Source organism: Rhodobacteraceae bacterium D3-12 (assembly GCA_025916135.1).
Lineage (GTDB): Bacteria > Pseudomonadota > Alphaproteobacteria > Rhodobacterales > Rhodobacteraceae > JAKGBX01.
Genome location: CP104793.1, coordinates 3949240 through 3973851 on the forward strand (window position 1 = coordinate 3949240; position 24612 = coordinate 3973851).

At 54.0% G+C, this 24612-nt stretch carries 21 protein-coding genes, 1 other RNA gene and 3 pseudogenes; 12 read left to right on the forward strand and 13 right to left on the reverse strand.

Features of this window, described 5'->3' with window-relative positions; all coding sequences use genetic code 11:
• The first annotated feature begins 44 nt into the window (after positions 1-44).
• An RNA gene (ffs, locus tag N4R57_19490) (signal recognition particle sRNA small type) lies at positions 45-143 on the forward strand.
• A 338-nt stretch (positions 144-481) separates the two neighbouring features.
• On the opposite strand, the gene N4R57_19495 is transcribed toward ffs, so the two are convergent.
• The 4 genes and pseudogenes from N4R57_19495 to nth form a co-directional block, all read right to left on the reverse strand.
• Complete coding sequence (locus N4R57_19495) at positions 482-1213, reverse strand: hypothetical protein (GenBank protein ID UYV37119.1); 732 nt, start codon at positions 1211-1213, stop codon at positions 482-484.
• 11 nt (positions 1214-1224) lie between these two features.
• Complete coding sequence (locus N4R57_19500) at positions 1225-2301, reverse strand: hypothetical protein (protein UYV37120.1); 1077 nt, start codon at positions 2299-2301, stop codon at positions 1225-1227.
• Between the two features lie 326 nt (positions 2302-2627).
• Positions 2628-3612, reverse strand: a pseudogene (locus tag N4R57_19505) (adenosine kinase).
• Complete coding sequence (gene nth, locus N4R57_19510; protein ID UYV37121.1) at positions 3609-4253, reverse strand: endonuclease III; 645 nt, start codon at positions 4251-4253, stop codon at positions 3609-3611. Before nth ends, N4R57_19505 begins: the two are co-directional and overlap by 4 nt.
• 143 nt (positions 4254-4396) lie before the next feature.
• On the opposite strand from nth, the gene N4R57_19515 reads away from it, so the two are divergent.
• Both N4R57_19515 and N4R57_19520 read left to right on the forward strand, forming a co-directional pair.
• Positions 4397-5233 (forward strand): bifunctional helix-turn-helix domain-containing protein/methylated-DNA--[protein]-cysteine S-methyltransferase, encoded by an 837-nt coding sequence (locus N4R57_19515; GenBank protein ID UYV37122.1) that lies wholly within the window; start codon positions 4397-4399, stop codon positions 5231-5233.
• 132 nt (positions 5234-5365) lie between these two features.
• A complete protein-coding gene (locus N4R57_19520) occupies positions 5366-6034 on the forward strand; it encodes an OmpA family protein (GenBank protein UYV37123.1) in 669 nt (222 codons plus the stop codon).
• A 66-nt stretch (positions 6035-6100) separates the two neighbouring features.
• On the opposite strand, the gene N4R57_19525 is transcribed toward N4R57_19520, so the two are convergent.
• Together N4R57_19525 and N4R57_19530 are read right to left on the reverse strand one after the other, a co-directional pair.
• Positions 6101-6799 carry a hypothetical protein gene (locus N4R57_19525; protein ID UYV37124.1) on the reverse strand — a complete coding sequence of 233 codons (699 nt, stop codon included), beginning with the start codon at positions 6797-6799 and terminating at the stop codon, positions 6101-6103.
• A complete protein-coding gene (locus N4R57_19530) occupies positions 6771-7061 on the reverse strand; it encodes a hypothetical protein (protein UYV39624.1) in 291 nt (96 codons plus the stop codon). The genes N4R57_19525 and N4R57_19530 overlap by 29 nt, the downstream gene beginning before the upstream one ends.
• A gap of 189 nt (positions 7062-7250) precedes the next feature.
• Between N4R57_19530 and N4R57_19535 the strand changes: the two genes are divergently transcribed.
• From N4R57_19535 to N4R57_19545, 3 genes are all read left to right on the forward strand, one after another.
• Positions 7251-7829 (forward strand): hypothetical protein, encoded by a 579-nt coding sequence (locus N4R57_19535; GenBank protein UYV37125.1) that lies wholly within the window; start codon positions 7251-7253, stop codon positions 7827-7829.
• Between the two features lie 132 nt (positions 7830-7961).
• Positions 7962-8594, forward strand: coding sequence for a ribonuclease HII (locus tag N4R57_19540; GenBank protein ID UYV39625.1), 633 nt, complete (start codon positions 7962-7964; stop codon positions 8592-8594).
• Positions 8595-8683: 89 nt separating this feature from the next.
• Positions 8684-9790, forward strand: coding sequence for a site-specific DNA-methyltransferase (locus N4R57_19545; GenBank protein UYV37126.1), 1107 nt, complete (start codon positions 8684-8686; stop codon positions 9788-9790).
• 81 nt (positions 9791-9871) lie between these two features.
• Here the strand turns inward: N4R57_19545 and lpxK are convergent, their stop codons facing one another.
• Positions 9872-10870, reverse strand: coding sequence for a tetraacyldisaccharide 4'-kinase (lpxK, locus tag N4R57_19550; protein UYV37127.1), 999 nt, complete (start codon positions 10868-10870; stop codon positions 9872-9874).
• Positions 10870-12093 (reverse strand): 3-deoxy-D-manno-octulosonic acid transferase, encoded by a 1224-nt coding sequence (locus N4R57_19555; protein UYV37128.1) that lies wholly within the window; start codon positions 12091-12093, stop codon positions 10870-10872. The genes lpxK and N4R57_19555 overlap by 1 nt, the downstream gene beginning before the upstream one ends.
• Positions 12094-12336: 243 nt before the next feature.
• Between N4R57_19555 and N4R57_19560 the strand changes: the two genes are divergently transcribed.
• Both N4R57_19560 and N4R57_19565 read left to right on the forward strand, forming a co-directional pair.
• Positions 12337-13077: a glutamine amidotransferase gene (locus tag N4R57_19560; protein UYV37129.1), complete on the forward strand. Its 741-nt coding sequence runs from the start codon at positions 12337-12339 to the stop codon at positions 13075-13077.
• Between the two features lie 89 nt (positions 13078-13166).
• Positions 13167-14519 carry an aminotransferase class III-fold pyridoxal phosphate-dependent enzyme gene (locus N4R57_19565; protein ID UYV37130.1) on the forward strand — a complete coding sequence of 451 codons (1353 nt, stop codon included), beginning with the start codon at positions 13167-13169 and terminating at the stop codon, positions 14517-14519.
• Here N4R57_19565 and N4R57_19570 read toward each other — a convergent pair.
• The 5 genes and pseudogenes from N4R57_19570 to N4R57_19590 all read right to left on the reverse strand — a co-directional run bounded on the left by N4R57_19570 (position 14516) and on the right by N4R57_19590 (position 19823).
• Positions 14516-15847 carry an FAD-dependent oxidoreductase gene (locus N4R57_19570; protein UYV37131.1) on the reverse strand — a complete coding sequence of 444 codons (1332 nt, stop codon included), beginning with the start codon at positions 15845-15847 and terminating at the stop codon, positions 14516-14518. The genes N4R57_19565 and N4R57_19570 overlap by 4 nt on opposite strands.
• A pseudogene (locus N4R57_19575) lies at positions 15844-16664 on the reverse strand (ABC transporter permease subunit). The gene N4R57_19570 and the pseudogene N4R57_19575 overlap by 4 nt, the downstream one beginning before the upstream one ends.
• Entirely contained in the window at positions 16661-17551 is an 891-nt protein-coding gene (locus tag N4R57_19580; GenBank protein ID UYV37132.1) for an ABC transporter permease subunit, read from the reverse strand. Before N4R57_19580 ends, N4R57_19575 begins: the two are co-directional and overlap by 4 nt.
• Positions 17552-17553: 2 nt before the next feature.
• Positions 17554-18678, reverse strand: coding sequence for an ABC transporter ATP-binding protein (locus N4R57_19585; GenBank protein UYV39626.1), 1125 nt, complete (start codon positions 18676-18678; stop codon positions 17554-17556).
• 59 nt (positions 18679-18737) lie between these two features.
• Entirely contained in the window at positions 18738-19823 is a 1086-nt protein-coding gene (locus N4R57_19590; protein UYV37133.1) for a polyamine ABC transporter substrate-binding protein, read from the reverse strand.
• Positions 19824-19966: 143 nt separating this feature from the next.
• On the opposite strand from N4R57_19590, the gene N4R57_19595 reads away from it, so the two are divergent.
• The 4 genes and pseudogenes from N4R57_19595 to N4R57_19610 all read left to right on the forward strand — a co-directional run bounded on the left by N4R57_19595 (position 19967) and on the right by N4R57_19610 (position 24596).
• The gene (locus N4R57_19595) at positions 19967-20650 is read left to right on the forward strand and encodes a GntR family transcriptional regulator (GenBank protein ID UYV37134.1); all 684 of its coding nucleotides are present in this window, start codon (positions 19967-19969) and stop codon (positions 20648-20650) included.
• Between the two features lie 95 nt (positions 20651-20745).
• On the forward strand, positions 20746-22143 hold the full coding sequence (locus N4R57_19600) for an aspartate aminotransferase family protein (protein UYV37135.1): 1398 nt from the start codon (positions 20746-20748) through the stop codon (positions 22141-22143).
• Between the two features lie 171 nt (positions 22144-22314).
• The gene (locus N4R57_19605) at positions 22315-23415 is read left to right on the forward strand and encodes an ABC transporter ATP-binding protein (protein UYV37136.1); all 1101 of its coding nucleotides are present in this window, start codon (positions 22315-22317) and stop codon (positions 23413-23415) included.
• Between the two features lie 106 nt (positions 23416-23521).
• Positions 23522-24596: pseudogene (locus N4R57_19610) on the forward strand (ABC transporter substrate-binding protein).
• Positions 24597-24612 lie beyond the last annotated feature (16 nt).

Genomic DNA, 24612 nt, shown 5'->3' on the forward strand with positions numbered 1-24612 from the left:
TCCCAAGCTTGCAGAATCCGCGCCGCGCCCCCTATATCACCCCTCGAGAGGTTGGCGCGGGCGAGCGCCTCGCCAACCCGGCCAGATCCGGAAGGAAGCAACCGTAACGAGCCCCGCTTGGGTCGTTGTCCAGCCTCTCACCCAAGCGCTTTTGCAAAGCAAAAGCGCTTAGCCCCGAAAGCGTCTCCGAAGGAGGCGCGCAGAGGCACCCCCCAATCGCAACACCCCCCCGAACAAACCACCCCACATAAAGCAACACCCGACCGCCGGCGGTCATCGCACCTTAGTTGCGTACGCGAAGGTAGAATGTAGGCAATCAAGAAGCAGACATTCGGTAGCAGCGAGACTTAAAGCCGCAGCGACCGGCAACACCGAACGTAAGAGAGGTGTCGAACATGTAATTCATTGTGGATAGCTATTATACATTGACCGATTTTCAGGGGATATGCTTTATCAGAAGATAATTATGGGCCCATGGCGCTTACAGAACTACGTTCTCACGTATATATTTGTGCACTCGCGCGGGCACCAGTTGGTAAACTCTCTCCCAATTTTTTGACCTAATAAGGGAGCGCACTTTGGATGCACTGATCGCCTCGCCCTCTTCATCTGTTTTTCGCGGGATTATTGTCAGATCGATTTCATACTGTGGCATCGCAGCCTGCATATGAGCATTGTAAGCGGCTGTAACTTGGCAGATCGGCTCCTCTCCCAAGAATATTTTCTTTATTTTCAAAGAAGGACCAATATAGTTACCGAAGTAAAAGGATTCCAATCCGAAATTGATCGGCATTTCATTTGATTCATCCTTTACGAAGTATTCTGGTGCGATATATTCTGTGCAAACAAATTGACCGCCTCTAACAACATGAACATTGTCAAAATCGGCACAAGCAAGTCTTACCATCTCAAACCGGTCTTTGAACTTAACAGCACTTTTGTCCTCTTCGATGACGATGACATATAAGAAATCTACATTGCTGCGAGCATATTCGATCAAAGCGAGATGGCCGTTTGTTATTGGGTTACAATTCACAGCCACGCTGCCGATCACATCGCTCGCATCAAAATTATGCGCATCGTGCAACTCTTTCAGGTAATCGCAATAGGTTTGGATTGGTTGCGAGTGATATTCAGTCGCCTCAACACGGTGTAAGACGTTTTTGTATATCTCAAAAAAGGTCATTGCTTGATCGTAGCTGCGCTGGTCCATCAATGGCAGATCTAGCGAGGCTTCACTATCGTAGAGCGACGACGCGATTTTTTTGCGCCAGAGGGCTTCACGTGGGATTGGTCAAAGAAATCATATTCATCCAACACAATTTTTTCGTCAGAGAAGTCCGCCGCGCAAAAGGGAAGCGCAAGGAAAATGGTGTCGCCTGAAGCTACGTTTGCACTTAGCGCGCGCACAATAACGTCAATAAAATTAACCCCACCCATTCCATAGTTCAAAACTCTCGCATTGGCGCCAACAGCCAAAGTTGCGAAATTGGCCGGAATTGTCTCGGCATCAGAAAGATGCGTTCCAAATATCTCTGATGCACCAAAGAAATGGTAGGTGGTTTCATAGCCGTCGGTGACGTTGGGCGTTGTCTGCCGAATACCGTCTATCACATTCTGGCTTTCGGAAGACTGGTCACTGTTTTTAAGAACGCCCCGATATATAACCTTACCAGGTAACTTCGCGCGAGTTCGATCACAAGCAGCTCCTGCAGGAATGAACGATTTTTCATTGGTTCTGTTGACAACGTCTTTCATTTCTTCACGAAACCAACCACAATGTTCGGATGGAGTTTTATGAAAAAAAGTGAAAGTCGTGATTTTTATATTGCGCTGTTTGCAATAGAATTTTAGAAAATTCACCCAACCAATAAGTGGTAGCACATTTTGAATGCCTGCTCCAAGAACACGCAGGCTGCGATAATCCATTATTTGGCTTGATATCCCCAAATCGCTCATGTCGTTGGAAATTTTTTGCGTGACGCTTTCGGCATCATGCCAAGTATAGAGCCGCGACGTTCGGTTGGCCAAATCTATCCCATCACGATGCCCATTTCTTGCACCGTCTTCCCTATCTGACTGAAAGTCTCGGATGTGTTGACGTATCAGGTTTTCTATACCCGGCGAAAAATCATCCCTTTCCGCGTAGGGCATTGGTTCCGCAAAGTAGATGAAGTCCTGCATCAAACATAATTCTTCCCAAGACCCATATAGAAACACACGTTCCAAAATACTGGCTTCTGCTGTTTGCCCAAGAGGCCGCAATGCAGGTTGGATTGGGGTGAAAATTGTTGCTGCCATACCGTTCTGTCGCTTTATGCGTAAAGTATTTTGCTGAAGTATTACTGAATCTGTGCCACAGTCCAGTGATCATATCAGTTGACCACCGACTGCAGAAAATAAGCATGGCAAACGATGGGCAAGGGCCTCTTTAAGGAAGGCGCACTGCGGCAAATGATTGGTCTTTGAAATCCGCTCTGGCCCGTTTCCCACCAACCCCCTATTCCACCGAACACCCCGTTAATCTTAACGCAAATTAACCACCCGCGGGCGGGGGGCAGCCGGGAGTCAGCCGAATGTCAGCCGGGAGTCACCCCCTTTTCGGGGGTGAGTCGGGCGTTAACACATCACAAGAGTCCGGCGTCTTTGAACAGCACGAGCACATCTTTTTCCGGCCGCGCGCCGTAATGCCCGATCACTTCCGCCGCCGCGATACAGCCCATTTTCCCTGAAATTTCAAGAGTTTGCCCCGTCGCATAGCCATACAAGAACCCGGCGGCAAACTGATCGCCCGCGCCCGTCGCGTCAACAGGTGTGATTTCATCCACGTTTACAACGACTTGTTCGTCTCCACGGATCAAAACCACGTCCTCGCCCGAGCGGGTGCACACCACCATCCCCGCGTCCGCCGCCGCCTGTTCCAGCGCCGTGCTCAGGTCGGTCTGATAGAGCGATTCCCATTCGTGACTATTGCCGATGACATAGTCCAACTCTTTGACAAGCTTGCGAAAATCTTCCCGGTGACGGTCCACGCAGAACGGGTCCGAAAGGGCAATCCCCGCCCGTCCCCCGCCCGCCCGACACGCCCGCGCGGCCTTCAAAAACGCTTCCTTGCCCTTGTCCTTGTCAAATAAATATCCCTCAAGGAACAATATTTCCGCCTGCCCCGCCACAGCGTCATCAACGTCCTCAGCGACCCAATTCCGCCGAAATCCCCAGATAAGTATTCATCGACCGCTCCCCATCGGGGCTGACAAAAATCATCGAACGCGATGTCGGAAGCTCACCTAAAGCAACGGGATCATTGACGAAATTCGTGCCGTCCTCGGCCATCTCCGCGGCGTAAAACCGGCCCAACTCATCATCATGAACCCGCCCGATAAACGCCGTCGACAAGCCCAGAGAGCCAACCCCGGCAACCGAATTCGCCACCGATCCCCCCGCCGCCTGCGTTCTGTTTTCCATCCCCGCATAGAGCATTTCACCGCGCTCTTTTTCGACCAGTTGCATGACGCCTTTTTCAATCCCCATAAGGTCAAGAAATCCGTCGTCCGCTTGGGTAATCACGTCCACAACGGCATTACCAATGCCTACAACCTGGTATTTATTCATAGGTTTTTGTCCTCGAATTGACAGAGATCGCGGATCAAACACGCCGCGCATTTGGGTTTACGGGCCACGCAAGTGTAGCGCCCGTGCAGGATAAGCCAATGATGGGCATGGCGTTGAAAATCAACTGGAATATTGTCCTCAATGGCGCGCTCCACCGCCACAACATCCTTGCCGGGGCAGATACCGCTACGGTTTCCAACCCGGAAAATATGCGTGTCCACGGCCTGTGCCGGGTGGCCCCACCACATGTTTAACACAACATTCGCGGTCTTGCGCCCGACACCGGGAAGGCTCTCAAGCGCGGCGCGTGAATTGGGCACTTCACCGCCATATTCTTCGACCAGAATACGCGCCATCTTGATCACGTTTTTGGCCTTGTTCCGATACAGGCCAATGGTCTTGATATGCTCGGTCACACCCGCTTCGCCGAGCGCCAGCATTTTTGCAGGCGTGTCAGCAATCTTGAACAACTCGCGGGTGGCCTTGTTCACCCCCGCATCCGTCGCCTGAGCGCTCAGCGCCACCGCAACAACAAGCGTATACACATTCACATGGTCAAGCTCGCCTTTGGGCTCGGCTTCCGCCGCCTCAAAACGGGTAAAAATCTCGCGGATCGTATGATAATCAAGCTGTTTTGCCATATACTCCCTATGCCGCACCTCTCCCAAGCTGGCAACCGCCTGTTGGACCCTTGTCGCGCCATGGCACGCATTGCGCAAAATTCGGGTCGCAAGATTAAGAAGCCGTTCATATTCTTGGCTTAGAAACATAAGGAACACGAGAAATGAACGCCGAGCCGCAACAAAGTTACCATTTCCAAGTGATGCGTCGGGCACTCGACCTGATCGATGCCGCCGAAGCACCGCTTTCACTGGAAGACTTGTCTGCCTCGATGGGAATGAGCCCCGCCCATTTTCAGCGTGTATTTTCAGCTTGGGTTGGCGTTAGTCCCAAACGCTATCAACAGTATCTGCAACTGGGGCAGGCCAAGAAGATGCTGGCCGAAAACATGACGACACTTCAGGTGTCGCATTCGCTGGGCCTATCCGGGTCTGGCCGTTTGCACGACCTTTTCGTGCGATGGGAGGCGATGAGCCCCGGAGAGTTCGCCCGCAAGGGTAACGATTTGGAAATCTTTTGGGGCTGGTTTGATAGCCCCTTCGATCTCGCCCTCGTCATGGGAACGTCCAAGGGCATTTGCGGCCTCGCCTTCGCCTCGGAAACGGGGACCGAGGCCGCGATGGAAGACATGCTCTCGCGCTGGCCCAATGCCCGCTTTACCGAAGATCCCACTTTGCTCAAGCCGCTCGTGGATGCCGCCTTCGCGCAAAAGGGGGAAACCGCGCTTCACATGATCGGCGCTCCCTTTCAGATCAAGGTGTGGGAGGCTCTGCTCGAAATCCCGAGCGGCCACGTCACCACCTATTCCGAGATCGCAGGCGCTATTGGCCATCCAAAGGCCGTTCGCGCAGTAGGCACCGCCGTTGGGCGCAACCCCGTAAGCTGGCTTATTCCCTGCCACCGGGCCTTGCGAAAATCCGGTGCGCTTGGCGGATATCACTGGGGTTTGCCCGTCAAACGCGCGCTTCTGGCTTGGGAAAGCGCACGCGCCGAAGCCTGATATCGCGCGGTTTTGCGCGATTTGCCGCCTATTTCCCCCATTTCTTTGCTTGGGGCCATGCCGGCTCTGGCCTATATTGCGGCGTATAACCGCAACAAAGCGGCATCTTGAAAGAGGCTAACGGGTAGCAAAATGGCAATCACCACGAAATTCACACTGGCGCTGGCCGCCGGTTCTTTGGCCCTTACTACGGCTTGTACTGATCCCGGCATGATCGGCGATCCGAATGATCCAGACAAAAACACCAAGCAGGGCGCCCTTCTTGGAGCGGGTCTGGGCGCAGCTTTGGGTGCCATCACAGCTGGCAGCGGAAACAGGGCCAAAGGGGCAGCCCTAGGTGCCGTGGTCGGCGCGGCAGGCGGCGTTGTCGCCGGCTCCATCCTTGACCGTCAAGCAGCAGATCTGCGCAATTCGGTCGGTAACGATGTGCAGGTCACCAACACAGGTGACCGTTTGATCGTGACCCTGCCACAAGACATTCTTTTCGCCACAGACAGCGCGTCGCTGCGCCCCGATCTGGTGCGCGATATCCGCGCAGTTGCGGGAAATCTCAACAGTTATCCCAACAGCACGGTTCAGGTTCTCGGCCACACCGACAACGTCGGCGACGCCGCCTATAATCAGGACCTCAGCTTCCGTCGGGCCAATGCTGTCTCGACACTCTTGATCAACGAAGGCGTCGCATCTTCGCGCGTTCAGCCGATGGGCCGGGGTGAGAACCAACCCGTCTCATCCAACTTGACCCCAGAGGGGCGCCAGCAAAACCGCAGGGTCGAAATTGTAATTCTGCCTAACGCCTAATTACCTTGAAACATGAAAAGCCCCTGTCATCACGCCGGGGCTTTTTCTTTGTGTATCATGGCCTTGTTACAGAACCTCGATCACATCTTTGTCGATGGACAATATGTAACCACGGCGCGCGACATTCTTAACCAAAAGCTCGCTGACCAACTGGTTTCCCAAAGTATCGCGCAAGCGCTTGACCCGCGTTGCCCCGGCGGCTTCATCACAATCGGCTGCCGTGCGGCCCGAGATTACGGCCTCAATTTCGGCCCCTGACAAAATGTCATCATCCATCCGCGCTTCTGCCAGAACGCTTAGGGTTTCCATGGCCGCCCCGGTCAGCTTGAACCCGAGGCTGTTAAGATAAACAGTGTTTTCTTCCCGGCTGATAAGGAGCGAACTCACTTGAATGCCCGCGCGTTCAATCTGTGCCATTCGGCGGTTGATAACCAGCAGCATGACAAGGAACACCAACGCCGCGACCAACATCGCGGTGGCAAAGATCAACAGGACGAAAATCACCATTCGATAGCTCTGAAACGTCTCGGCAAAGGTGGTCCCCGATTGCGCCAATATTTCCAAAAGCTTGATTTCCGCAGCACTCGTCAGATCGTCATTTTCGACGAAAATCTGCTCGACCTTGGCGTTAAAGCTGTTGGCATCGGGCAGTGTAAAAAACAGAACCAACGCCGCCGCCAAAAGCAAAGCGACAATGGCAACGATTCCGATTTGAACAATCCGCCCCGGCCGCAGCTCAGTAGCGGAGGAAGTAGTTTCCCGCACTGTTTTTCCTCTGATTCAGCCCGCCTTCTTCAAACACCGAAAGCACGTTGAGCAATATCCATCCATTCGCATTCAGTCGCTGGCTTACTTCGCCACGCGCGGCTTGCTTAGAACATTGTCCGCGAAGCTGCATAACTCCGTAGTGCAGCTTCAGCGGGTTGTCGCGCTTGGCCTTGTAGTCGGCAAAACAGGCCGCATCAGCAGCGCTGGCAGCAAACCCGATTCCAAGGCAGGCGACAATTAAAAGGCATATGCGTTTCATACCAACCACGATGAGCGACATTTGAACGTTATTCAATATCCATAGGCCCTTAACCGCGATGATATTCGATAACAGGGCGGTGTTATTGCCTGTCTGGCGCGCTTGGCCCGATCTTGGTGCCACAGCACAAACGCGGAATTCTCGCAGCTGCCACACAAATGAAATTGGACCCGGAAAAGGACAATACATATGTCACGCAAGTTCATAACCCTCGTCGTTGCCGCATCTATCGCCGTTAGCGGCGTCACTGCATCGCAAGTAGAAGCAGGCAACAAGCGCACCCGTAATATCATCGCCGGGGCGGCGGCTCTCGCGATCATCGGCGCCGCGATTGCCGACAGCAATAGCCGCAAGAACCGCGCACATGTTAGCACGCAAAACCTCCGCCCGCGCGGGCACCACCAAGGGCACAAGAACAACCGCCACGCCCCAAAACACGGGCACCAAGGCCGCAACCACAAAAAACCGATTGCACAAGCGCCGCGCCACCAGAGCCCACGTACCAATGTTCGGCCTCGCCCGTTGCCGCCCCGCGTTCACATGGGCGCGCTTCCCAACCGCTGCTTGAATAATGTGCAAACCCGTCGCGGGCCGGTTCGTCTCTATGGTGCCAATTGCCTGAACCGTCACTATAGCTCGGCAAACAAGCTGCCGAACAATTGCCGCCAAGTCGTGCGTACACGTAACGGCAACATCATTGGCTATAACCCCACCTGCGTTCAGCAGTTCCGCCATCAGGCCTACGTCAACGGACTTAACCGTCGCTAAAGGTTGAGGAGGCGGCACTTGTCGGACTATGTCGCTCAGTCCGTCACAGGTAAACCGCCCCGAGCAGAGGCACCCTCTTTGGTAGCAAAGGGGGTGCTTTCTTTTGTGCGAGTGTTTATGTATCCCTGCCGCATGAACATGCCTGATTTTACCTTTGAACAATCCGCACTGGCGCGTGGCTTCGCCTGCGTTGCCGGCGTCGATGAAGTAGGGCGCGGCCCCCTTGCCGGTCCTGTAACGGCGGCGGCTGTGATTCTCGATCCCAATCGAATTCCCGATGGGCTAAATGACTCAAAGAAATTAAGCGCGAAACGACGCGAAGTTCTCTATGACGAAATTCTCAGTTCTGCCGCCGTGTCCATCGGCGAGGCAAGCGTTGAGGAAATTGACGAGATCAATATTCTGCGGGCCTCACACCTTGCAATGGAGCGAGCTGTGGCGGGTCTTGAAACTGCGCCAGATCATCTGCTCATTGATGGGAATATGATCCCCTCCGGTTTCTCGCAATCCGCCGAAGCAATTGTTAAAGGTGACGCACGTTCTGTGTCGATTTCAGCGGCCTCAATTGTGGCCAAAACATGGCGAGATCGAGGCATGTGGGCTTTGGCGCAACAGTTCCCCGGTTACGGTTGGGAGACCAACGCCGGATATGGATCAAAAAGCCACATGGACGCGCTTCGAAATCTTGGTCCGACCCCACATCATAGACGGTCTTTCAAACCGGTCCACAATATCTTGTATCAACAGAAAAATCTAAGTGGCTGATTCAAAAAGAATTTGACCGCGAATCGGCAATGACTCATCTTTGTCTCAACAACTGAGCGCACAAAACAGCGCCGGGACAGAGGCAGAAAATGACCAAGACCAAAACCCCCACGAGCGCTGCTGCGCTCCCCCTAAACACGATTCTGGAAGGCGATTGCATCGAAGCGATGAATGCGTTGCCCGCAAATTCCATCGATCTGATTTTTGCCGACCCGCCCTATAACTTACAACTCAAGGGCGATTTGCACCGCCCCGACAATTCCAAGGTTGATGCGGTTGATGACCATTGGGACCAATTCGACAGCTTCAAGGTTTATGACAAGTTTACCCATGAATGGCTCAAAGCTGCCCGTAGATTGCTGAAACCAAATGGCGCGCTATGGGTCATTGGGTCGTATCACAACGTTTTCCGCATGGGTTCGGAACTGCAAAACCAAGGGTTCTGGATTCTGAACGATGTGGTTTGGCGCAAGTCTAATCCGATGCCGAATTTTCGGGGCAAGCGTTTCACCAACGCCCATGAAACACTGATCTGGGCCAGCAAGTCAGAAGGTGCCAAATACACTTTCAACTACGAAGCGCTCAAATCCTTGAACGAGGGCATCCAGATGCGCTCGGATTGGGTTATCCCTATCTGCAACGGTGGTGAACGTCTCAAAGATGAAAACGGAGACAAGGCGCACCCGACACAAAAACCGGAAGCTTTGCTACACCGCGTTCTTGTTGGCACGACGAACCCGGGCGATGTCATCCTCGACCCTTTCTTTGGCACCGGCACCACCGGCGCTGTGGCCAAAATGCTTGGGCGTGATTTTATCGGGATCGAACGCGAGGAAGCGTACCGGAAAGTCGCCCTGAAGCGTCTGTCGAGAATCCGCAAATTTGACCGCGAAGCTTTGGAAGTGACGACATCCAAACGCGCCGAACCTCGTGTTCCCTTTGGTCAACTTGTCGAGCGCGGCATGTTGCGGCCGGGAGAAGAGCTTTATTCCCTCAATGGTCGCCACAAGGCCAAGGTCCGCGCAGACGGCACGCTTATCGGTGACGATATCAAGGGCTCGATCCATCAGGTCGGTGCTCACTGTGAAGGCGCGCCCTCCTGCAACGGCTGGACCTACTGGGGGATCAAACGCGACGGGAAAACCGTTCCAATCGACCTTTTCCGCCAACAAATCCGCTCAGAAATGCGCAACTAAATTTAGCGAACACCGCCGGTGCCTGTGGCCTGACGCCAGGCACTTTAACTGCCCCGTATCTTTCCGATACGGGGCGTTTTTTCATTCGTGCTTGGGAAGTGTGTTTTCCAACGCCATTTCCAACGGCGACCAGTCCTCGATCTCAAGTCTCACAGGCAAGCTCAGCACCTTGCTCCTGTGCTGCATCGGTAAGCGCACCGCATCTTTCTCGGTCGTAACCAACTGCGCGCCCAATGACTTGGCGCGCGCCTCAAGCCTGGCAAAGAGCGCAGGCGTCAACTCCTGATGATCTTCAAGTGACTGGGTCTCAACGAGATCTGCACCCAGATCGCGAAGTGTGAGGAAAAATTTTTCTGGGTGTCCAATTCCCGCAAACGCAAGGAACTTTTGCCCTGCCCAGTCCATTCCAGTTTGCAGCGGCACGAGCGCCCCTCGCATATGCGGAACACATATGCTTGCCCCCCATCGTCTGAAGAACTCTTGTTGCGCATCCGACGGGCCGATCGAGAGCAATAGGTCAGCGCGCTTGAGCCCTTCGGCAACGGGTTCGCGAAGCGGTCCGGCAGGAATGCACCGGCCATTGCCAAAGCCTTTCACGGCGTCCACGACAATGATCGAGATATCCTTGCGGACAGACGGATTTTGAAACCCGTCGTCCAGTAGAATGATATCAGCGCCCACAGCCGCGGCTTTTCTACATCCTTCCAACCGGTCCTTTGAAACCCACGTTGGCACGAACGCTGCCAGCAGCAGAGGCTCGTCGCCAGTCTGACCCGCGTTGTGGCTGCGTTCGTGCACCTCTTCTGGCCCGTCGAGTGTTCCACCGTAACCGCGCGAAACCGCATGTGGAGACAGTCCTTTACCTAAGAGATACTGCGCCACGGCAATGACTGTTGGAGTTTTGCCGGTGCCGCCAGCGTTCAAATTACCGACACAGATCACAGGGCAATCAATCGCTTTGCCCCTGCTTGCGACACGCCGCGCCGTGGCCCTTGCATAAAGGCCACCCAACGGCGAAAGCAGCCGCGCCAAAAGCGTGGGCTCGGACGGGGACGTAAACCAAAAGTCAGGTGCGCGCATTAAGACAGCTCCAACGCATCAAGGGTATCAAGCAAAAGGTCAACGACACGGTCCGTCACTTCAGCACCTTCAGACGCCAATTCCCATCCCGCCGACGCCATCTGTGCAGCTTGGTCTGGGGCCAGCAGGTTTTGCAACGCTGACGACAGACTATCCGCATCCTTTACGATCCGCGCCGCTCCTGCCTTGGCGAACCTAGAGTAGGTGGTCAAATAGCGGCTCACATGCGGCCCGTAAAGAACTGCTGAACCAAGAGCGGCGGGCTCATAAGGATCACCGCCCCCATGCCCCGGAGTTAACGAACTTGCCATAAACGTTACCGGGGAGAGGCGATACCAGAGCCCTAAATCGCCCCATGTGTCGCCAAGTAAGACCTGACAAGCCTCGTCAGGCACTTCTCCTTCTGACCAAACAGCGGTATTGAACCCTCTTTGCTTCAACACGTCTAAGAACTCTTCACCATCCGTTTCGTCGTCGGGCACAAGGATCAACAAAAGGCGCAGAGCGTATCGGCTGACTTTGCGATGGCAATCCAAGATCGCCTCAAGCTCACTCCGCTGAACCATCGCAGCAAGCCACACCGGACGCCCTGCCAATATCTGCCCCATTTCCTCACGCTCGTTCTCAGCGCATGACAAGGCGAGGCCGCCTTCCTGCATAGGTCCAGTCACCTCGACAATCTCTTGAGAAACGCCGAGCCTTTTCAACATTTGGCCGGCAGTGCCGGTGCGCGCCAAGACAGTGTCAAATGCGCGCAAATTCGCTCGCGTAAGCTCTGGCAGCCAACGTTGTCGCACCTCCTTTAATCCCTCTGCGTCAACATCGACGAGGAATAGCGGAATCCCGTTCTCTTCGGCCTTGTGGATCAATGCAGGCATAAAATGACCACCAGTCCAAACGCAGACATCAGGCTTCCAATGAGCCAAAAACGCTTCGCTGCTTTGGATGCTGTCTTCTGGGAAATCTTGCCAATAGACCCACTCATCTAACTTTTCAGGTTTCGAGATGCCTTTTGGAACGCTCAGGACTAGGCTCAATGCAGGCACCTGCATACGTAACCTCGCCGCGACCTGCATTATCGCGGACAGCCGCGTTGAAGACGTAACATGCACCCAGAGAACCGGCCCGTCAGGCCGGCTCACCCCAAGCTCTAATGGCAATTTAGGCTTGCGGCGCGCAAAAGCCAAATAGGCCGAAAGAGAGACAGATCGTCTTGCAGTCATAGTGTTCAGCCAGACGTCCGAAGTGACATGGTCGGCAACGTCACGATGACAGACAGCTCCGCTGTCTTCTCTTCAAGGACACCACGAAACCGGTTTGGCAAAATCAATGTCCCCCAAATGTTGCACAACATTCCCCAACCTAAGCGAATGCTACGGTCGGTCAAGGCGAGACAAAGCTGCCCTACTGCGACTTGACCTTCTTCGTCATGCGTCAGAAAAGCTTGTACAGCCGGAGGACACCCGATGAAACCTTTCCTCGTCTTGCAATTGCGCCCGGAAACAGAGGCGTCAGATGACGAATTCGAAGCGATCCTTCGCAAAGGACAGCTTTCAGAGCAAAATGCACATCGCATCAGGTTAGACCAAGACCGCCTCCCTCGGGATTTGTCGCTGGAGGATTATTCAGGCGTGATTGTCGGTGGCGGCCCCGGCTGTGTTAGCGACCGAGAAGACGATAAATCAGAGATCGAAGCTCGAATAGAACGTGCTGTCTTATCGTTAATGCCAGAAGTCACTACACGTGATTTTCCATATTTGGGCTGCTGCTACGGGATTGGGATTCTCGGACATCACCTTGAAGGCAATGTAAGCAAGACACGTTATGGCGAAGCCGTTGGCACAACGGACTGTGCCTTGACTGATGACGGTCGAAACGACCCGATTTGCAATGGGATGCCCGAACGGTTTCAAGCCTTTGTCGGACACAAAGAAGCACTACAATCTTTGCCCAACGGTTGTGTGCATCTGATTGCCTCCCCAACCTGCCCTTTCCAGATGATACGTTTTGGCAAAAACGTTTATGCCACTCAGTTCCATCCCGAAGCCGATCCTGACGGCTTTGAAACCCGGATTAAAATCTACAAGGATCGTGGTTACTTTCCGCCCGAGGCGGCTTCCGACTTGATCGAAACCTGTCGCGCCGCAGATGTCTTTGCACCTGAACTCATTCTAAAGAATTTCGTGACCCGATACGCGCAACACTAACTCCATGGCCTTTAGGCTCTTGGCATTTGCCAAAATTGGGCGCATTCTGGATTTGATCAAATTTTTGCCCAACCGGAGGTATGCTCGAAATGAAAGACGACAACTTTCTGAAAGAGAACAACGCAAAGCACATGTGGCACCCGATGGGTCACCCCAGCGACAGCCTTGAAAACCCGCCAACCATTATCAAGACAGCTCATGGCGTGAACATCACCGACCTTGACGGGCATCAGGTGGTCGATGCTGTTGGCGGGCTTTGGTGTGTCAATCTTGGCTACTCAAACGATGTCGTGAAAGACGCGATTGCCAAGCAACTCTATGACTTGCCATATTACTCTGCGTTTGCCGGGTCGACCAATCCAGCCGCGATCGAAGCCTCATATGCCGTGCGGGAGTTCTTTGCAGACGACGGCATGTCGCGCGTGTTCTTTACATCCGGCGGTTCGGATTCGGTCGAAACCGCGCTGCGCCTCGCAAGACAGTATCACCGGCTTAGAGGAGAGCCTACACGCACCAAATTCCTTTCGTTGAAAAAGGGCTATCACGGCACGCATTTCGGCGGCGCCTCGGTGAACGGAAACAACCGCTTTCGCATCAACTATGAACCGCTCTTGCCCGGCTGCTTTCACTTGCCGAGCCCCTATACCTATCATAACCCATTCAACGAAACCGACCCGGCAAGGCTCGCACAACTCATCGCGCAGGCAATGGAAGACGAAATCGCATTCCAAGGCGCCAACACCATTGCCGCTTTCATTATGGAACCGATCCAGGGTGCCGGCGGGGTCATCGTTCCAGACGCCAGCTTTATGAGGCTGATGCGCGAGATCTGTGACCGCCATGGCATTTTGCTTATCTCTGATGAAGTTATCACCGGGTTCGGTCGCACGGGCGATTGGTCCGGTGCGCGCCATTGGGGGGTAAAACCCGATATGATGACCACGGCCAAAGGTATCACTAGCGGCTATTTCCCCGTGGGTGCCGCCTTGATGAGCGACAAGGTGGCTGAAGTGTTTGAAAACGACAAGACAGGTGAAGGCGCAATCTTTCACGGTTATACCTACTCGGCCCATCCCGTGGGTGCGGCTGCAGTCACGGCATGTCTCTCTGAGACGCTGCGCCTAGATACCAAAACAAACGCTGCCGCACGCGGCACACAGCTTTTCGAAGGCGTAAAAAAGCTTGCCGAAAAGCATGATATCATCGGCGACATTCGTGGTGGCCATGGGCTGATGACTGGCGTTGAAATCGTTTCAGACAAATCAATGAAAACGCCCATGGATATGCCAACGATGAAACGTATCCACAAAACGGCATACAAGGCCGGCGCGATGGTGCGGCTTGGGGCGCATAACATCTTGATGTCTCCCCCGCTCACTATCTCCGAGACAGAAGTGCAAACGATCCTCAACGCGCTCGATGCGGGGTTCAGCGCCGTTTAACGATCGGCAATTCCAGCCATGGCATAAGCCGGCCAGAGCAACGCCTTCCGAAACCGCCCAAGTGGAAAACGCTTGGGCGGTTTTTTCAAAAATGCGGGCATCTGATGTTCAGAGTTACGCCCCAGAAGAATTTGCGCCACTTGCACGCCGCAATAGCTGCCCATCGCTACGCCATTGCCATGGTAACCGAACGCCGCAAAAACCCCTGGCATGTCCTCAACTGGCGCGCAAAACGGAGTCAGGGCCGGAGCCAGACAAACCATGCCGGACCAATAGTACGGCGTTTCCACATCCCGCCACGCTGGAAACATCTTTTCAAAGTCTCGTCGGATCGCGCGTTGGATCCCTTGGTCCGAGCGCGGGGTCGATCTCAGTCCCCCTCGCATACCAAACAAAAACCGATTGTCCGGCATCAAACGAAAATAGTGCAACAAATTTCGCGTGTCATAGGCCATTTGACGACTTGTCCAACCTGCGGCCTCACGCTCGTGTTTTTCCAAGGGGCGGGTCACGATCACACTCGATTGCGCCGGAAGGTATCGCCCGGCCATCCAATCAGGCAGATCGTCACTTGAGTATCCGTTCGTCGCAAGTATCACACGGTCGCATTCCACAGGGATCGTGCCACACTCAAGTTGATATCCACCTGCGATTTTTTGAAACCCTGTCACAGGTGCATCGCCCACGACCAACGCACCTTCGGATTCGGCGGCGCGCAGAAGCCCGAGAAGGTATTTTCGCGGGTGAAGCCCAAAGCCGCTTGGGATCGTCATCGCGCCGTGGAATGGGCCATCGAGGCCTTGGTGCCTCAACTCATCCTTGGCCATCACACGCGCTGCCAGGCCATAGTTTTCTTGCACTGACGCGGCTACATTCTTGAACCCAGCACGCGATGCTGTATGCGCCAGTATCGTTTCGCCAATTGAGTGCGTGTCTGCTTCTATCTCCTGACATTTTAGAAACTTGGCGACATGTTCAATCGCGCGTTTTTCAGTTTGACGCCACAACAACCGCTCGGGTTTTCCAAAGGCGCGATCCATCTGGGCATCATCCAATTTCGAGCCACCCAGACAACAAAAGCCACCGTTGCGTCCGGACGCGCCCCATCCCGGAAACTTGGAATCCAAAACTGTGACGCTGACACCATTTCGGGCTAATTCAAATGCCGCCGAAAGGCCGGTAAAGCCTGAGCCGATAATGGCAACTTCTGTTTTATGGGGGCCCGACAAAGGCGGGCGCCTAAGGAGCTTGTTAGGAACCTCCTCAGCCCAAAAACACCGCTCGATCCGGTCATCTGAATAAGCGTGTTCAGCGAACAGTCGCTTCATCCGTCCGCACGAATTGCTGCTTGCTCATCGGCTTGCTGTCTAACCGATGCGCGCTTGGAAATGAGCGACGCGGAGATCACGCCAACAGTAACGATGCAGATCATAATCGTAGAGAGCGCATTGATTTCTGGGCTGACCCCAAGGCGAACAGCCGAGAATATCTTGATCGGCAGGGTTGTCGCGGACGGACCAGAAGTAAAGGAAGCGATTACCAAGTCATCAAGCGACAATGTAAACGCCAAAAGCCAACCCGAAATCACCGCGGGAGCGATAATGGGGAGTGTAACCAAACGAAACGCTTCGAATGGAGAGCAACCCAGATCAAGTGCTGCTTCCTCAAGGGAACGATCAAAGCTAACCAGCCTGGAGGACACGACAACGGAAACGTAGCACATAGAGAAGGTCGTATGCGCAAGGATGATCGTAACAATCCCGCGGTCGAGCCCGATACCAATGAACAGAAGCAAAAGCGACAGCCCGGTAATCACCTCTGGCATAACCAACGGCGCATAGATCATGCCGGAGAAAAAGTGCGGCCCAAAAAGCGTCCCGATCGGACCAGAACATAAGCCGCCATAGTGCCAAGCACGGTCGCGAAGGTCGACGAAACCACAGCAACTTTAACCGTCACCCAGGCCGCGTTCAAAAAGGCCTCGTTCTGAAACAGTTCACCATACCATTTCGTGCTAAACCCGGCCCAAACCGTCACCAGCTTTGACGCGTTGAAGCTATAGATCACCAAGATGACCATGGGCAAATAAAGAAACGCAAACCCTAGCGTAAGCGAGGTTGCGTTGAACCAGGAGAACCGTCTCATCCGTCTGCCTCCCTGCTCTTTTGTTCGTTTCTCTGAAACAGGATAATCGGAATGATCAGGATCAAGAGGAGGATTACCGCAACCGCGCTCGCAACTGGCCAATCGCGGTTGTTGAAGAATTCTTCCCACAACACCTTGCCGATCATAAGTGTTTTCGAACCGCCCAGAAGCGACGGGATCACAAACTCGCCCAGCGCGGGAATAAAGACGAGGAAGCACCCCGCAATAATACCGTTTTTCGAAAGCGGGATCGTTATCAGCCAAAAGGCCTCTATTCGCGAACATCCGAGGTCTTCCGCGGCTTCAAGCAACGACCCATCAAGCTTTTCCAGCGCGGAATAGATCGGCAAGATCATGAAGGGCAAATAGGTATACACGATGCCAATATAGACCGCCGAGTTGGTATTCAGAATGGTAAGCGGCTCAGAGATCACACCGGTCCACATCAGAAACTGGTTCAAGACCCCTTCCTGACTCAGGATTCCCATCCACGAGTACACCCGGATCAGGAAACTGGTCCAGAACGGCAAGATCACCAGCATCATGAGGGTGGGACGCCATTCATCCGGCGCTTGCGCCATGGCATAGGCGATTGGATAGCCAACGATCAGGGTCAAGATCGTTGAAACGAGCGCGATTTTGAGGCTGGAAAGATAGGCTTTCCAATACAGATCATCGCTTGTCAGAAACCAGAAATTTTCTAGGTCTAACTCAGCAAAGAAGCTCTTTAACCCCGCCCAGCCTTGGGAAAGGTCCAAATACGGCGCGTAGGGTGGGCGGGCGATCGCTGCATCCGACAACGCAATTTTAAAAACGATCACGAAGGGGATCAGAAACAGCGCCAGAAGCCAGATATAAGGAACCGCAATCAGAAAAGCGCGCCGCATCTTTATCCCTCCAGCACGACAGCAGCAGTGTCAGTCCAGCTCAGCCAGACCTTGTCTTCCCACGTGAACTGCCGCCTAGAAAGACGTCTAGTATTGGCGGCCTGCGCTTTGATGATCTGACCATTGTGCAATCGGACGTGATATGTCGACCGGTTCCCAAGATAGGCGATGTCGTGAACTTCTCCTTCGACCACATTCGCTGCATCACTGGGCTTTTCAGCAGAAATTGAAACTTTCTCCGGCCGGATCGCAATGTGACACGTAGCATTTCCACCTAGTTCTTTAGTGGTCTTAGCGCGCAGTGTTGGCTGCCCTTCGGCAAAGCTGATTTCATATGCGTCACCTTCTTTTCGGGCGGTGCCGTTGATGATATTTACGTCTCCGATAAAGTCCGCGACATAAACCGAATTAGGGGCTTCGTAGATTTCTGCAGGCGTCGCTGCCTGAATGATCTGGCCATGGTCCATCACAGCAACACGGCTCGCAACGGTCATCGCTTCTTCCTGATCGTGGGTTACGATGACAAACGTGGTGCCGGTCTTCTCTTGAATATCCATAAGCTCAAACTGGGTTTCTTGCCTCAGCTTCTTGTCAAGCGCGCCCAGCGGCTCATCCAGGAGCAAGAGTTTAGGCGCCTTGGCAAGCGACCGCGCCAGTGCAACGCGTTGGCGTTGGCCACCGGAGATTTGGTGGGGCTTACGTCTGGCGAATTTTTCGAGCCGGGTCAGCTTGAGCATTTCGTCAACGCGCGCTGCGATTTCTGCCTTGTCCGAACTGCCGCGCTTGAGCCCGAAGGCGATATTGTCCCAGATCGACAGATGCGGAAACAGCGCATAGGACTGAAACATCATGTTAACCGCACGCTTATTTGGCGGGATTGGCGCAATGTCTTGCCCGGCAAGCAGAATTGATCCCTCAGTCGGAGTTTCAAACCCCGCGAGCATCCGCATCAGAGTCGTCTTGCCACAACCCGACGGCCCGAGCAGCGCAAAGAATTCCCGCTCGAAAATGTCGATCGTCAGGTCGTCGATCGCTGTGAAATCACCAAACCGCTTGGTCACATTTCTAAATTGGATCAACGGCTTTTCCGCAGGATCATTCCAAGGCGCAAATACTGATTGTGTCATCCTGCTCTCCTGATGAAAGGGGCTCACAACTGAAAGCCAGTGCGAGCCCCTTTGTGAGCTTATGTGCCCGATTTGATTTTCGTCCACATCCGGGTGACGACCCGCTGCACTTTTGGTGGGTAGGGCCTCGTCGTATAGAGCGTTTTCATCGCTGCCTCAGTTGGGTAGATCGCCGGATCACCAATCACCTCCTGCTCAAGATGTTGCTGGCTCGCTTTGTTGCCATTGGCGTAATAAACATAGTTCGAAGCCGCAGCCATGTTTTGAGCATTCATGATAAAGTCCAAAAACTTGTGTGCTGCATCGGGGTTTGGCGCATCCACCGGAATTGCCATCTGATCGAACCACATGAGCGAGCCTTCTCTGGCAGCGTTATATGCAAGCTTGACGCCGTTACCGGCCTCATCCGCGCGTTCGCGCGCCTGAAGAATGTCACCGGACCAACCGAACGACACGCAAATGTCGCCATTCGCCATTGCGTTGATGTATTCCGAACTGTGAAATTTTTGGACAAAGGGCGCCACGGCGGCCAGAACAGGCTCCGCTTTGGCAAGGACTTTGGGGTCATGGCTGTCGGGGTTTTCACCAAGATAGGCTAGCGCCGCTGGGATCATCTCAACCGGGGCATCAAGGAAATGAACGCCACAAGCGGCCAGTTTTTCCATGTTAGCCGGATCAAAAATCAGCGCGAGACTATCAATAGGTGCGTCATCGCCCAGCACCTCTTTGACCTTACCGACATTCACGCCAATGCCAGTCGTCCCCCACATATAGTTGATAGAGTATTCGTTGTTCGGGTCGTATTGCGCGGTACGCTGCTCAACAACGTCCCACATGTTTTTCAAGTTGGGCAGTTTTGATTTGTCGAGCTTTTGAAAGGCGCCCGCGGCGATCTGGCGTTGCAGGAACGTGCCCGAAGGGACCACAATGTCGTAACCGGATCCGCCAGCCAGCATCTTGGTTTCCAAAATTTCATTGCTGTCGAATACGTCATAGATCAGCTTGATCCCGGTATCTGCTTCAAATTTCTTCAGCAGATCTTCGTCGATGTAATCCGACCAGTTATAAACGCGTACTTCTTCGCCACTTACAGATCCGGCCGCCAAAGCCAGAGCCGCAGCAGCTGCGAACAGTTTCTTCTTCATGATGGTCTCCCTATTACGAGGTCATTCGCCTCTTGCGTAGAAATTTGATCAATTTTTTCGCCGCATGCAACATAGCATTCTTATCACACCCCGGCTAAACTCGACATCAGGCTACAAACAAGCAATCAGAACAGGCGCATATGATGAAAATTCAGGCAACCGAGAATGCGAGCGAGGCAACCCCTTCACGCGCGCCGGTTCCTGCGCATGTGATCGCATATCAAAAACTTCGCAAGTTGATTTTGTTTGGCGAAATCGCGCCAGGGCAGCCGGTAACGATTCAGGGCCTGGTCGACACACTCGGCGCTGGAATGACCCCCGTTCGCGAAGCCATCCGGCGGCTAACTGCCGAAGGCGCTTTGGAGTTTCAGGGCAACCGTCGAGTCTGCGTGCCACAGCTCACTCAAGGGAATATAGATGAGCTCATCTTTGCAAGGCAGGCAATTGAGCCTGAAATGGTGCGTCGCGCCGCAGAGCGCATCACCGCCAGCGATCTTGCCCGATTGAACGATATTGACCAGCGACTCGATGCGGCTATCGCAAAAGGCGATGTTGGGGCATATCTTGAGCTGAACTACAGGTTTCACTACGCGATTTACGAACTGGCCGAAGCTCCGATCCTGCAAGCGTTGGCCGACGGGCTCTGGCTTCGCTTTGGCCCTTCGTTGCGCGTTGTTTGTGGCCGCCTCGGAACGCAAAACCTGCCGGACCAACACAAAGAAGCGATCGAAGCGATGGCGCAAGGGCAAATTGAAGTCGCGGCCGAAGCAATGCGCCGGGACGCGGTTCAAGGCATGGAACAAGTCCGTCGCGCTTTTGCTGACTAAGAATTTTGCCGCGATTCGATTGACAGTAAAAAATTTGATCATATTCTGGCTGCAGATTCTTCGTTCTTTGTAAACGCATCAGAAAGGCCCTAAGAATGGCAACGATTACCAATCACATGCCCACAGCCGAACTTCAGGCTCTTGATGCAGCGCATCACATGCACCCTTTCACTATGGGTGATGACCTCTCGAAAAAGGGCGCACGCGTTATTACGAGGGCCGATGGAGTTACGCTAACAGATAGCGAAGGCAATCAAATTCTCGATGCAATGGCCGGGCTTTGGTGTGTGAATATCGGCTATGGTCGTAATGAGCTTGCCGACGCCGCTGCCCGCCAGATCCGCGAATTGCCTTACTATAACACCTTCTTCCAAACGACGCATGTGCCTGCCATTGCTCTTGGCGCGAAGCTTGCTGAACTGGCGCCTGGCGATTTGAACCATGTCTTCTTTGCAGGGTCAGGGTCCGAAGCCAACGACACCAATATCCGTATGGTGCGCACGTATTGGGCGCAAAAAGGTCAGCCGGAGAAGAAGATCATCATCTCTCGCAAGAACGCCTACCATGGATCATCAGTGGGCAGCGCATCGCTTGGCGGCATGCCCCCCATGCACGCGCAAGGCGGCCTTCCGATACCGGACATCCACCACATTGATCAGCCCAATTGGTGGGCCGAAGGGGGCGACAGCTCGCCCGAAGAGTTCGGCCTGCAACGCGCCCGCGCGCTGGAAGAGGCCATACACGAACTCGGAGAAGACAAGGTTGCGGCCTTTATTGCTGAGCCGATTCAAGGCGCGGGCGGTGTGATTGTCCCGCCTCAGACCTATTGGCCCGAAATCCAACGCATCTGTGACAAGTATGAGATTCTTCTGATTGCTGACGAAGTGATTTGTGGATTTGGACGCACGGGGCAATGGTTCGGCAGTCAAAGCCTGAATATCCGCCCCGATATCATGACAATCGCCAAAGGGCTAAGCTCGGGCTATGCGCCGATTGGCGGGTCGATGGTATCAGACGAAGTCGCTAGCGTGATCAATGCCTGCGAATTCAATCATGGCTACACCTATTCCGGCCATCCGGTTGCCGCGGCGGTCGCGCTTGAAAACCTGCGCCTGATGGAAGAGGAAAAAATTGTCGAAAAGGTTGGCGCGGAAACTGCCCCTTATCTCAAGGCAAAATGGGATGGTCTTGTCGAGCATCCGCTTGTAGGCGAAGCAAAAATCTTTGGCATGATGGGGTCGATTGCCTTGACACCGCACAAGGAAAGCCGCGCCGCTTTTGCTGCGGGCGCCGGAACCGCAGGGCTTGCTTGTCGCGAGCGTTGCTTTGCCAATAACCTGATCATGCGCCACGTTGGCGACCGGATGGTGATTTCGCCGCCGCTTGTCATCTCGAAAGATGAGATCGATTCTATGATTGAACGGGTCTGGACATCGCTGGATGAGTGTCATGCCCAGTTGAAAAATGACGGGTTAATGAAGGCGGCGAGCTAAGGAGCGTCAAATCGCACGCTTCCGGCCTCGGCTGCTGCCTTTTTCTTGGTCAATTGGTGGATTTTGCCCTCAAATGACGCAAATTGGTTGCATTGTGGTTTTGCACCCGTTTTAGTTGGTGACCAAGAAAAAGGGCAAAGCCCGTATAATTGAACCAACAGGGAGCCAGTTTTGGCCGCTTCGCAGAACTCAGATGCGTTCGTCGAATTCGAACGCGTGCAAAAAAGCTATGACGGGGAATCTCTCGTCGTCAAAGACCTTAACCTGACAATGCCAAAGGGCGAGTTTCTGACCATGCTGGGGCCATCCGGGTCTGGCAAGACAACTTGCCTTATGATGCTCGCCGGTTTCGAGACCGCAACCCATGGCGAGATCAAGCTTGACGGACAGCCGATCAATAACATCCCACCGCATAAGCGCGGTATCGGGATGGTGTTCCAGAATTACGCGCTGTTTCCGCACATGACGATCGAAGAGAACCTGTCTTTTCCTCTGGAAGTGCGCAACATCGGCAAATCCGACCGTGAGGCCAAGATCAAACGCGCGCTGGATATGGTGGAAATGGGCGCCTTTGGTGCGCGTCGACCAGCGCAGCTTTCTGGTGGTCAGCAACAGCGGATCGCCCTAGCCCGCGCATTGGTGTTTGAGCCTGAACTGGTTTTGATGGATGAACCACTTGGCGCGCTCGACAAGCAATTGCGCGAAAAGATGCAGTTCGAGATTACCCACCTTGCTCATAACCTCGGTATCACAGTGGTTTATGTGACCCACGACCAAACCGAAGCTCTGACCATGTCAGACCGTGTTGCCGTGTTCGAGGATGGCCGAATTCAACAACTCGATCCGCCAGATACGCTTTATGAAGAACCGAAGAATAGCTTCGTGGCCCAGTTCATAGGCGAAAACAACACGCTCGAAGGCGTCGTCAAGGAGATCAACGGCGAGGTTGCCCTTGTTCAGTTGGATGACGGGGGGCTTATTGATTGCAAGCCGATCAACGTCAGCAAACCCGGCGAGCGCACGCGTGTTTCGATCCGCCCGGAGCGGGTGGAATACAACAAGGACCGCCTTCAGGAAGGTGTGCACACGCTGAAGGCCGAAGTGCTTGAATTCATCTACATGGGCGACATTTTTCGCACGCGACTGCGCGTGGCGGGGAATGACGAATTTATCGTCAAAACCCGGAACGCTCCTGATCAGGAGCGCCTGAAACCCGGACAGCAAATCGAAATCGGTTGGCTGCCTCAGGACTGCCGGGCGCTTGACGCCTAAATAGCGGAATTGCCGGGCGCTTGATACGTCCCGGTTTAACCCAGGCGCGACCAATGCCCGGAAAGTTGTGCCATGTATCAGAAACCGGGAGACTAGGGAGTACCAAATGAAATTTACAAAAACTCTCCTTGCCAGCACCGCCTTTGCCTTTGTGGCAAACGTTGCAACGGCAGGTGAAATCACTGTGGTAAGCTGGGGCGGTTCCTATACCAAGTCTCAGGTTGAAGCCTATCACAAGCCTTGGATCGCCAAGACTGGCAATAGCATCGTGTCAGAAGACTACAACGGTGGTCTGGCCGAAGTGAAAGCCCAAGTTGAAGCAGGCAATGTGACCTGGGATCTTGTGGATGTGGAGCTGTCGGATGCTGTGCGCGGCTGTGACGAAGGGTTGCTGGAACCCATCGACAAGTCGATCTTGCCGCCCGCCCCCGATGGCACCCCTGCCGAGCAAGACTTCCTTGAAGGTGCGCTGCCTGAGTGTGCGGTTGCCAACATCGTTTGGTCGACCGTCTTCGCCTATGACAGCTCAAAAACCGAAGGCGTTGGCGGCATCGTGGACTTCTTTGACCTTGAGAAGTTCCCGGGCAAGCGCGGTCTTCGTAAATCGCCCAAGGCGACCCTTGAAATGGCTCTGATGGCCGATGGCGTTGCCCCCGGCGACGTTTACGAAGTGCTGAGCACTGCCGAAGGTGTTGACCGGGCGTTTGCCAAGCTCGACACCATCAAAGATTCGGTTGTCTGGTGGGAAGCGGGCGCACAGCCGCCGCAGCTTCTGGCTGATGGCGAAGTGGTTATGACCACGGCTTATAACGGCCGTATCTTCAACGCTGCGATTGCCGAAAACAAACCTTTCGTTGTGAACTGGGACGCGCAAATCCTTGACTTTGACCTCTGGGTCATCCCCAAAGGCGCGCCGAACAAGGGACCTCGCATTGGAATTCCTTGCCTACTCGACCGACACTCAGCGTCTGGCCGATCAGGCGGCTTGGATCTCGTATGGTCCGGCACGTAAATCTTCGGGTGCAATCGTTGGTAAGTTCAACGACGGCAAAACCGAAATGGCGCCCCACATGCCAACATCGGAAGCTGCGCTCAAAAAAGCGCTGGTCAACGATTTTGAATTCTGGGCCGACAATCAGGACGAGCTGAACGAGCGTTTCAACGCTTGGCTGGCAAGCTAATCCGACCCTAAAAATC

Coding starts and splice junctions, on each gene's coding strand:
- N4R57_19495 (UYV37119.1), bottom strand. CDS start 1,213: ATGGACCAGCGCAGCTACGATCAAGCAATGACCTTTTTTGAGATATAC.
- N4R57_19530 (UYV39624.1), bottom strand. CDS start 7,061: ATGAAACGCATATGCCTTTTAATTGTCGCCTGCCTTGGAATCGGGTTT.
- N4R57_19555 (UYV37128.1), bottom strand. CDS start 12,093: ATGACTGCAAGACGATCTGTCTCTCTTTCGGCCTATTTGGCTTTTGCG.
- N4R57_19535 (UYV37125.1), top strand. CDS start 7,251: ATGTCACGCAAGTTCATAACCCTCGTCGTTGCCGCATCTATCGCCGTT.
- N4R57_19515 (UYV37122.1), top strand. CDS start 4,397: ATGAACGCCGAGCCGCAACAAAGTTACCATTTCCAAGTGATGCGTCGG.
- nth (UYV37121.1), bottom strand. CDS start 4,253: ATGGCAAAACAGCTTGATTATCATACGATCCGCGAGATTTTTACCCGT.
- N4R57_19570 (UYV37131.1), bottom strand. CDS start 15,847: ATGAAGCGACTGTTCGCTGAACACGCTTATTCAGATGACCGGATCGAG.
- N4R57_19565 (UYV37130.1), top strand. CDS start 13,167: ATGAAAGACGACAACTTTCTGAAAGAGAACAACGCAAAGCACATGTGG.
- N4R57_19580 (UYV37132.1), bottom strand. CDS start 17,551: ATGCGGCGCGCTTTTCTGATTGCGGTTCCTTATATCTGGCTTCTGGCG.
- N4R57_19590 (UYV37133.1), bottom strand. CDS start 19,823: ATGAAGAAGAAACTGTTCGCAGCTGCTGCGGCTCTGGCTTTGGCGGCC.
- N4R57_19500 (UYV37120.1), bottom strand. CDS start 2,301: ATGGCAGCAACAATTTTCACCCCAATCCAACCTGCATTGCGGCCTCTT.
- N4R57_19595 (UYV37134.1), top strand. CDS start 19,967: ATGAAAATTCAGGCAACCGAGAATGCGAGCGAGGCAACCCCTTCACGC.
- N4R57_19560 (UYV37129.1), top strand. CDS start 12,337: ATGAAACCTTTCCTCGTCTTGCAATTGCGCCCGGAAACAGAGGCGTCA.
- N4R57_19540 (UYV39625.1), top strand. CDS start 7,962: ATGAACATGCCTGATTTTACCTTTGAACAATCCGCACTGGCGCGTGGC.
- N4R57_19520 (UYV37123.1), top strand. CDS start 5,366: ATGGCAATCACCACGAAATTCACACTGGCGCTGGCCGCCGGTTCTTTG.
- lpxK (UYV37127.1), bottom strand. CDS start 10,870: ATGCGCGCACCTGACTTTTGGTTTACGTCCCCGTCCGAGCCCACGCTT.
- N4R57_19585 (UYV39626.1), bottom strand. CDS start 18,678: ATGACACAATCAGTATTTGCGCCTTGGAATGATCCTGCGGAAAAGCCG.
- N4R57_19545 (UYV37126.1), top strand. CDS start 8,684: ATGACCAAGACCAAAACCCCCACGAGCGCTGCTGCGCTCCCCCTAAAC.
- N4R57_19600 (UYV37135.1), top strand. CDS start 20,746: ATGGCAACGATTACCAATCACATGCCCACAGCCGAACTTCAGGCTCTT.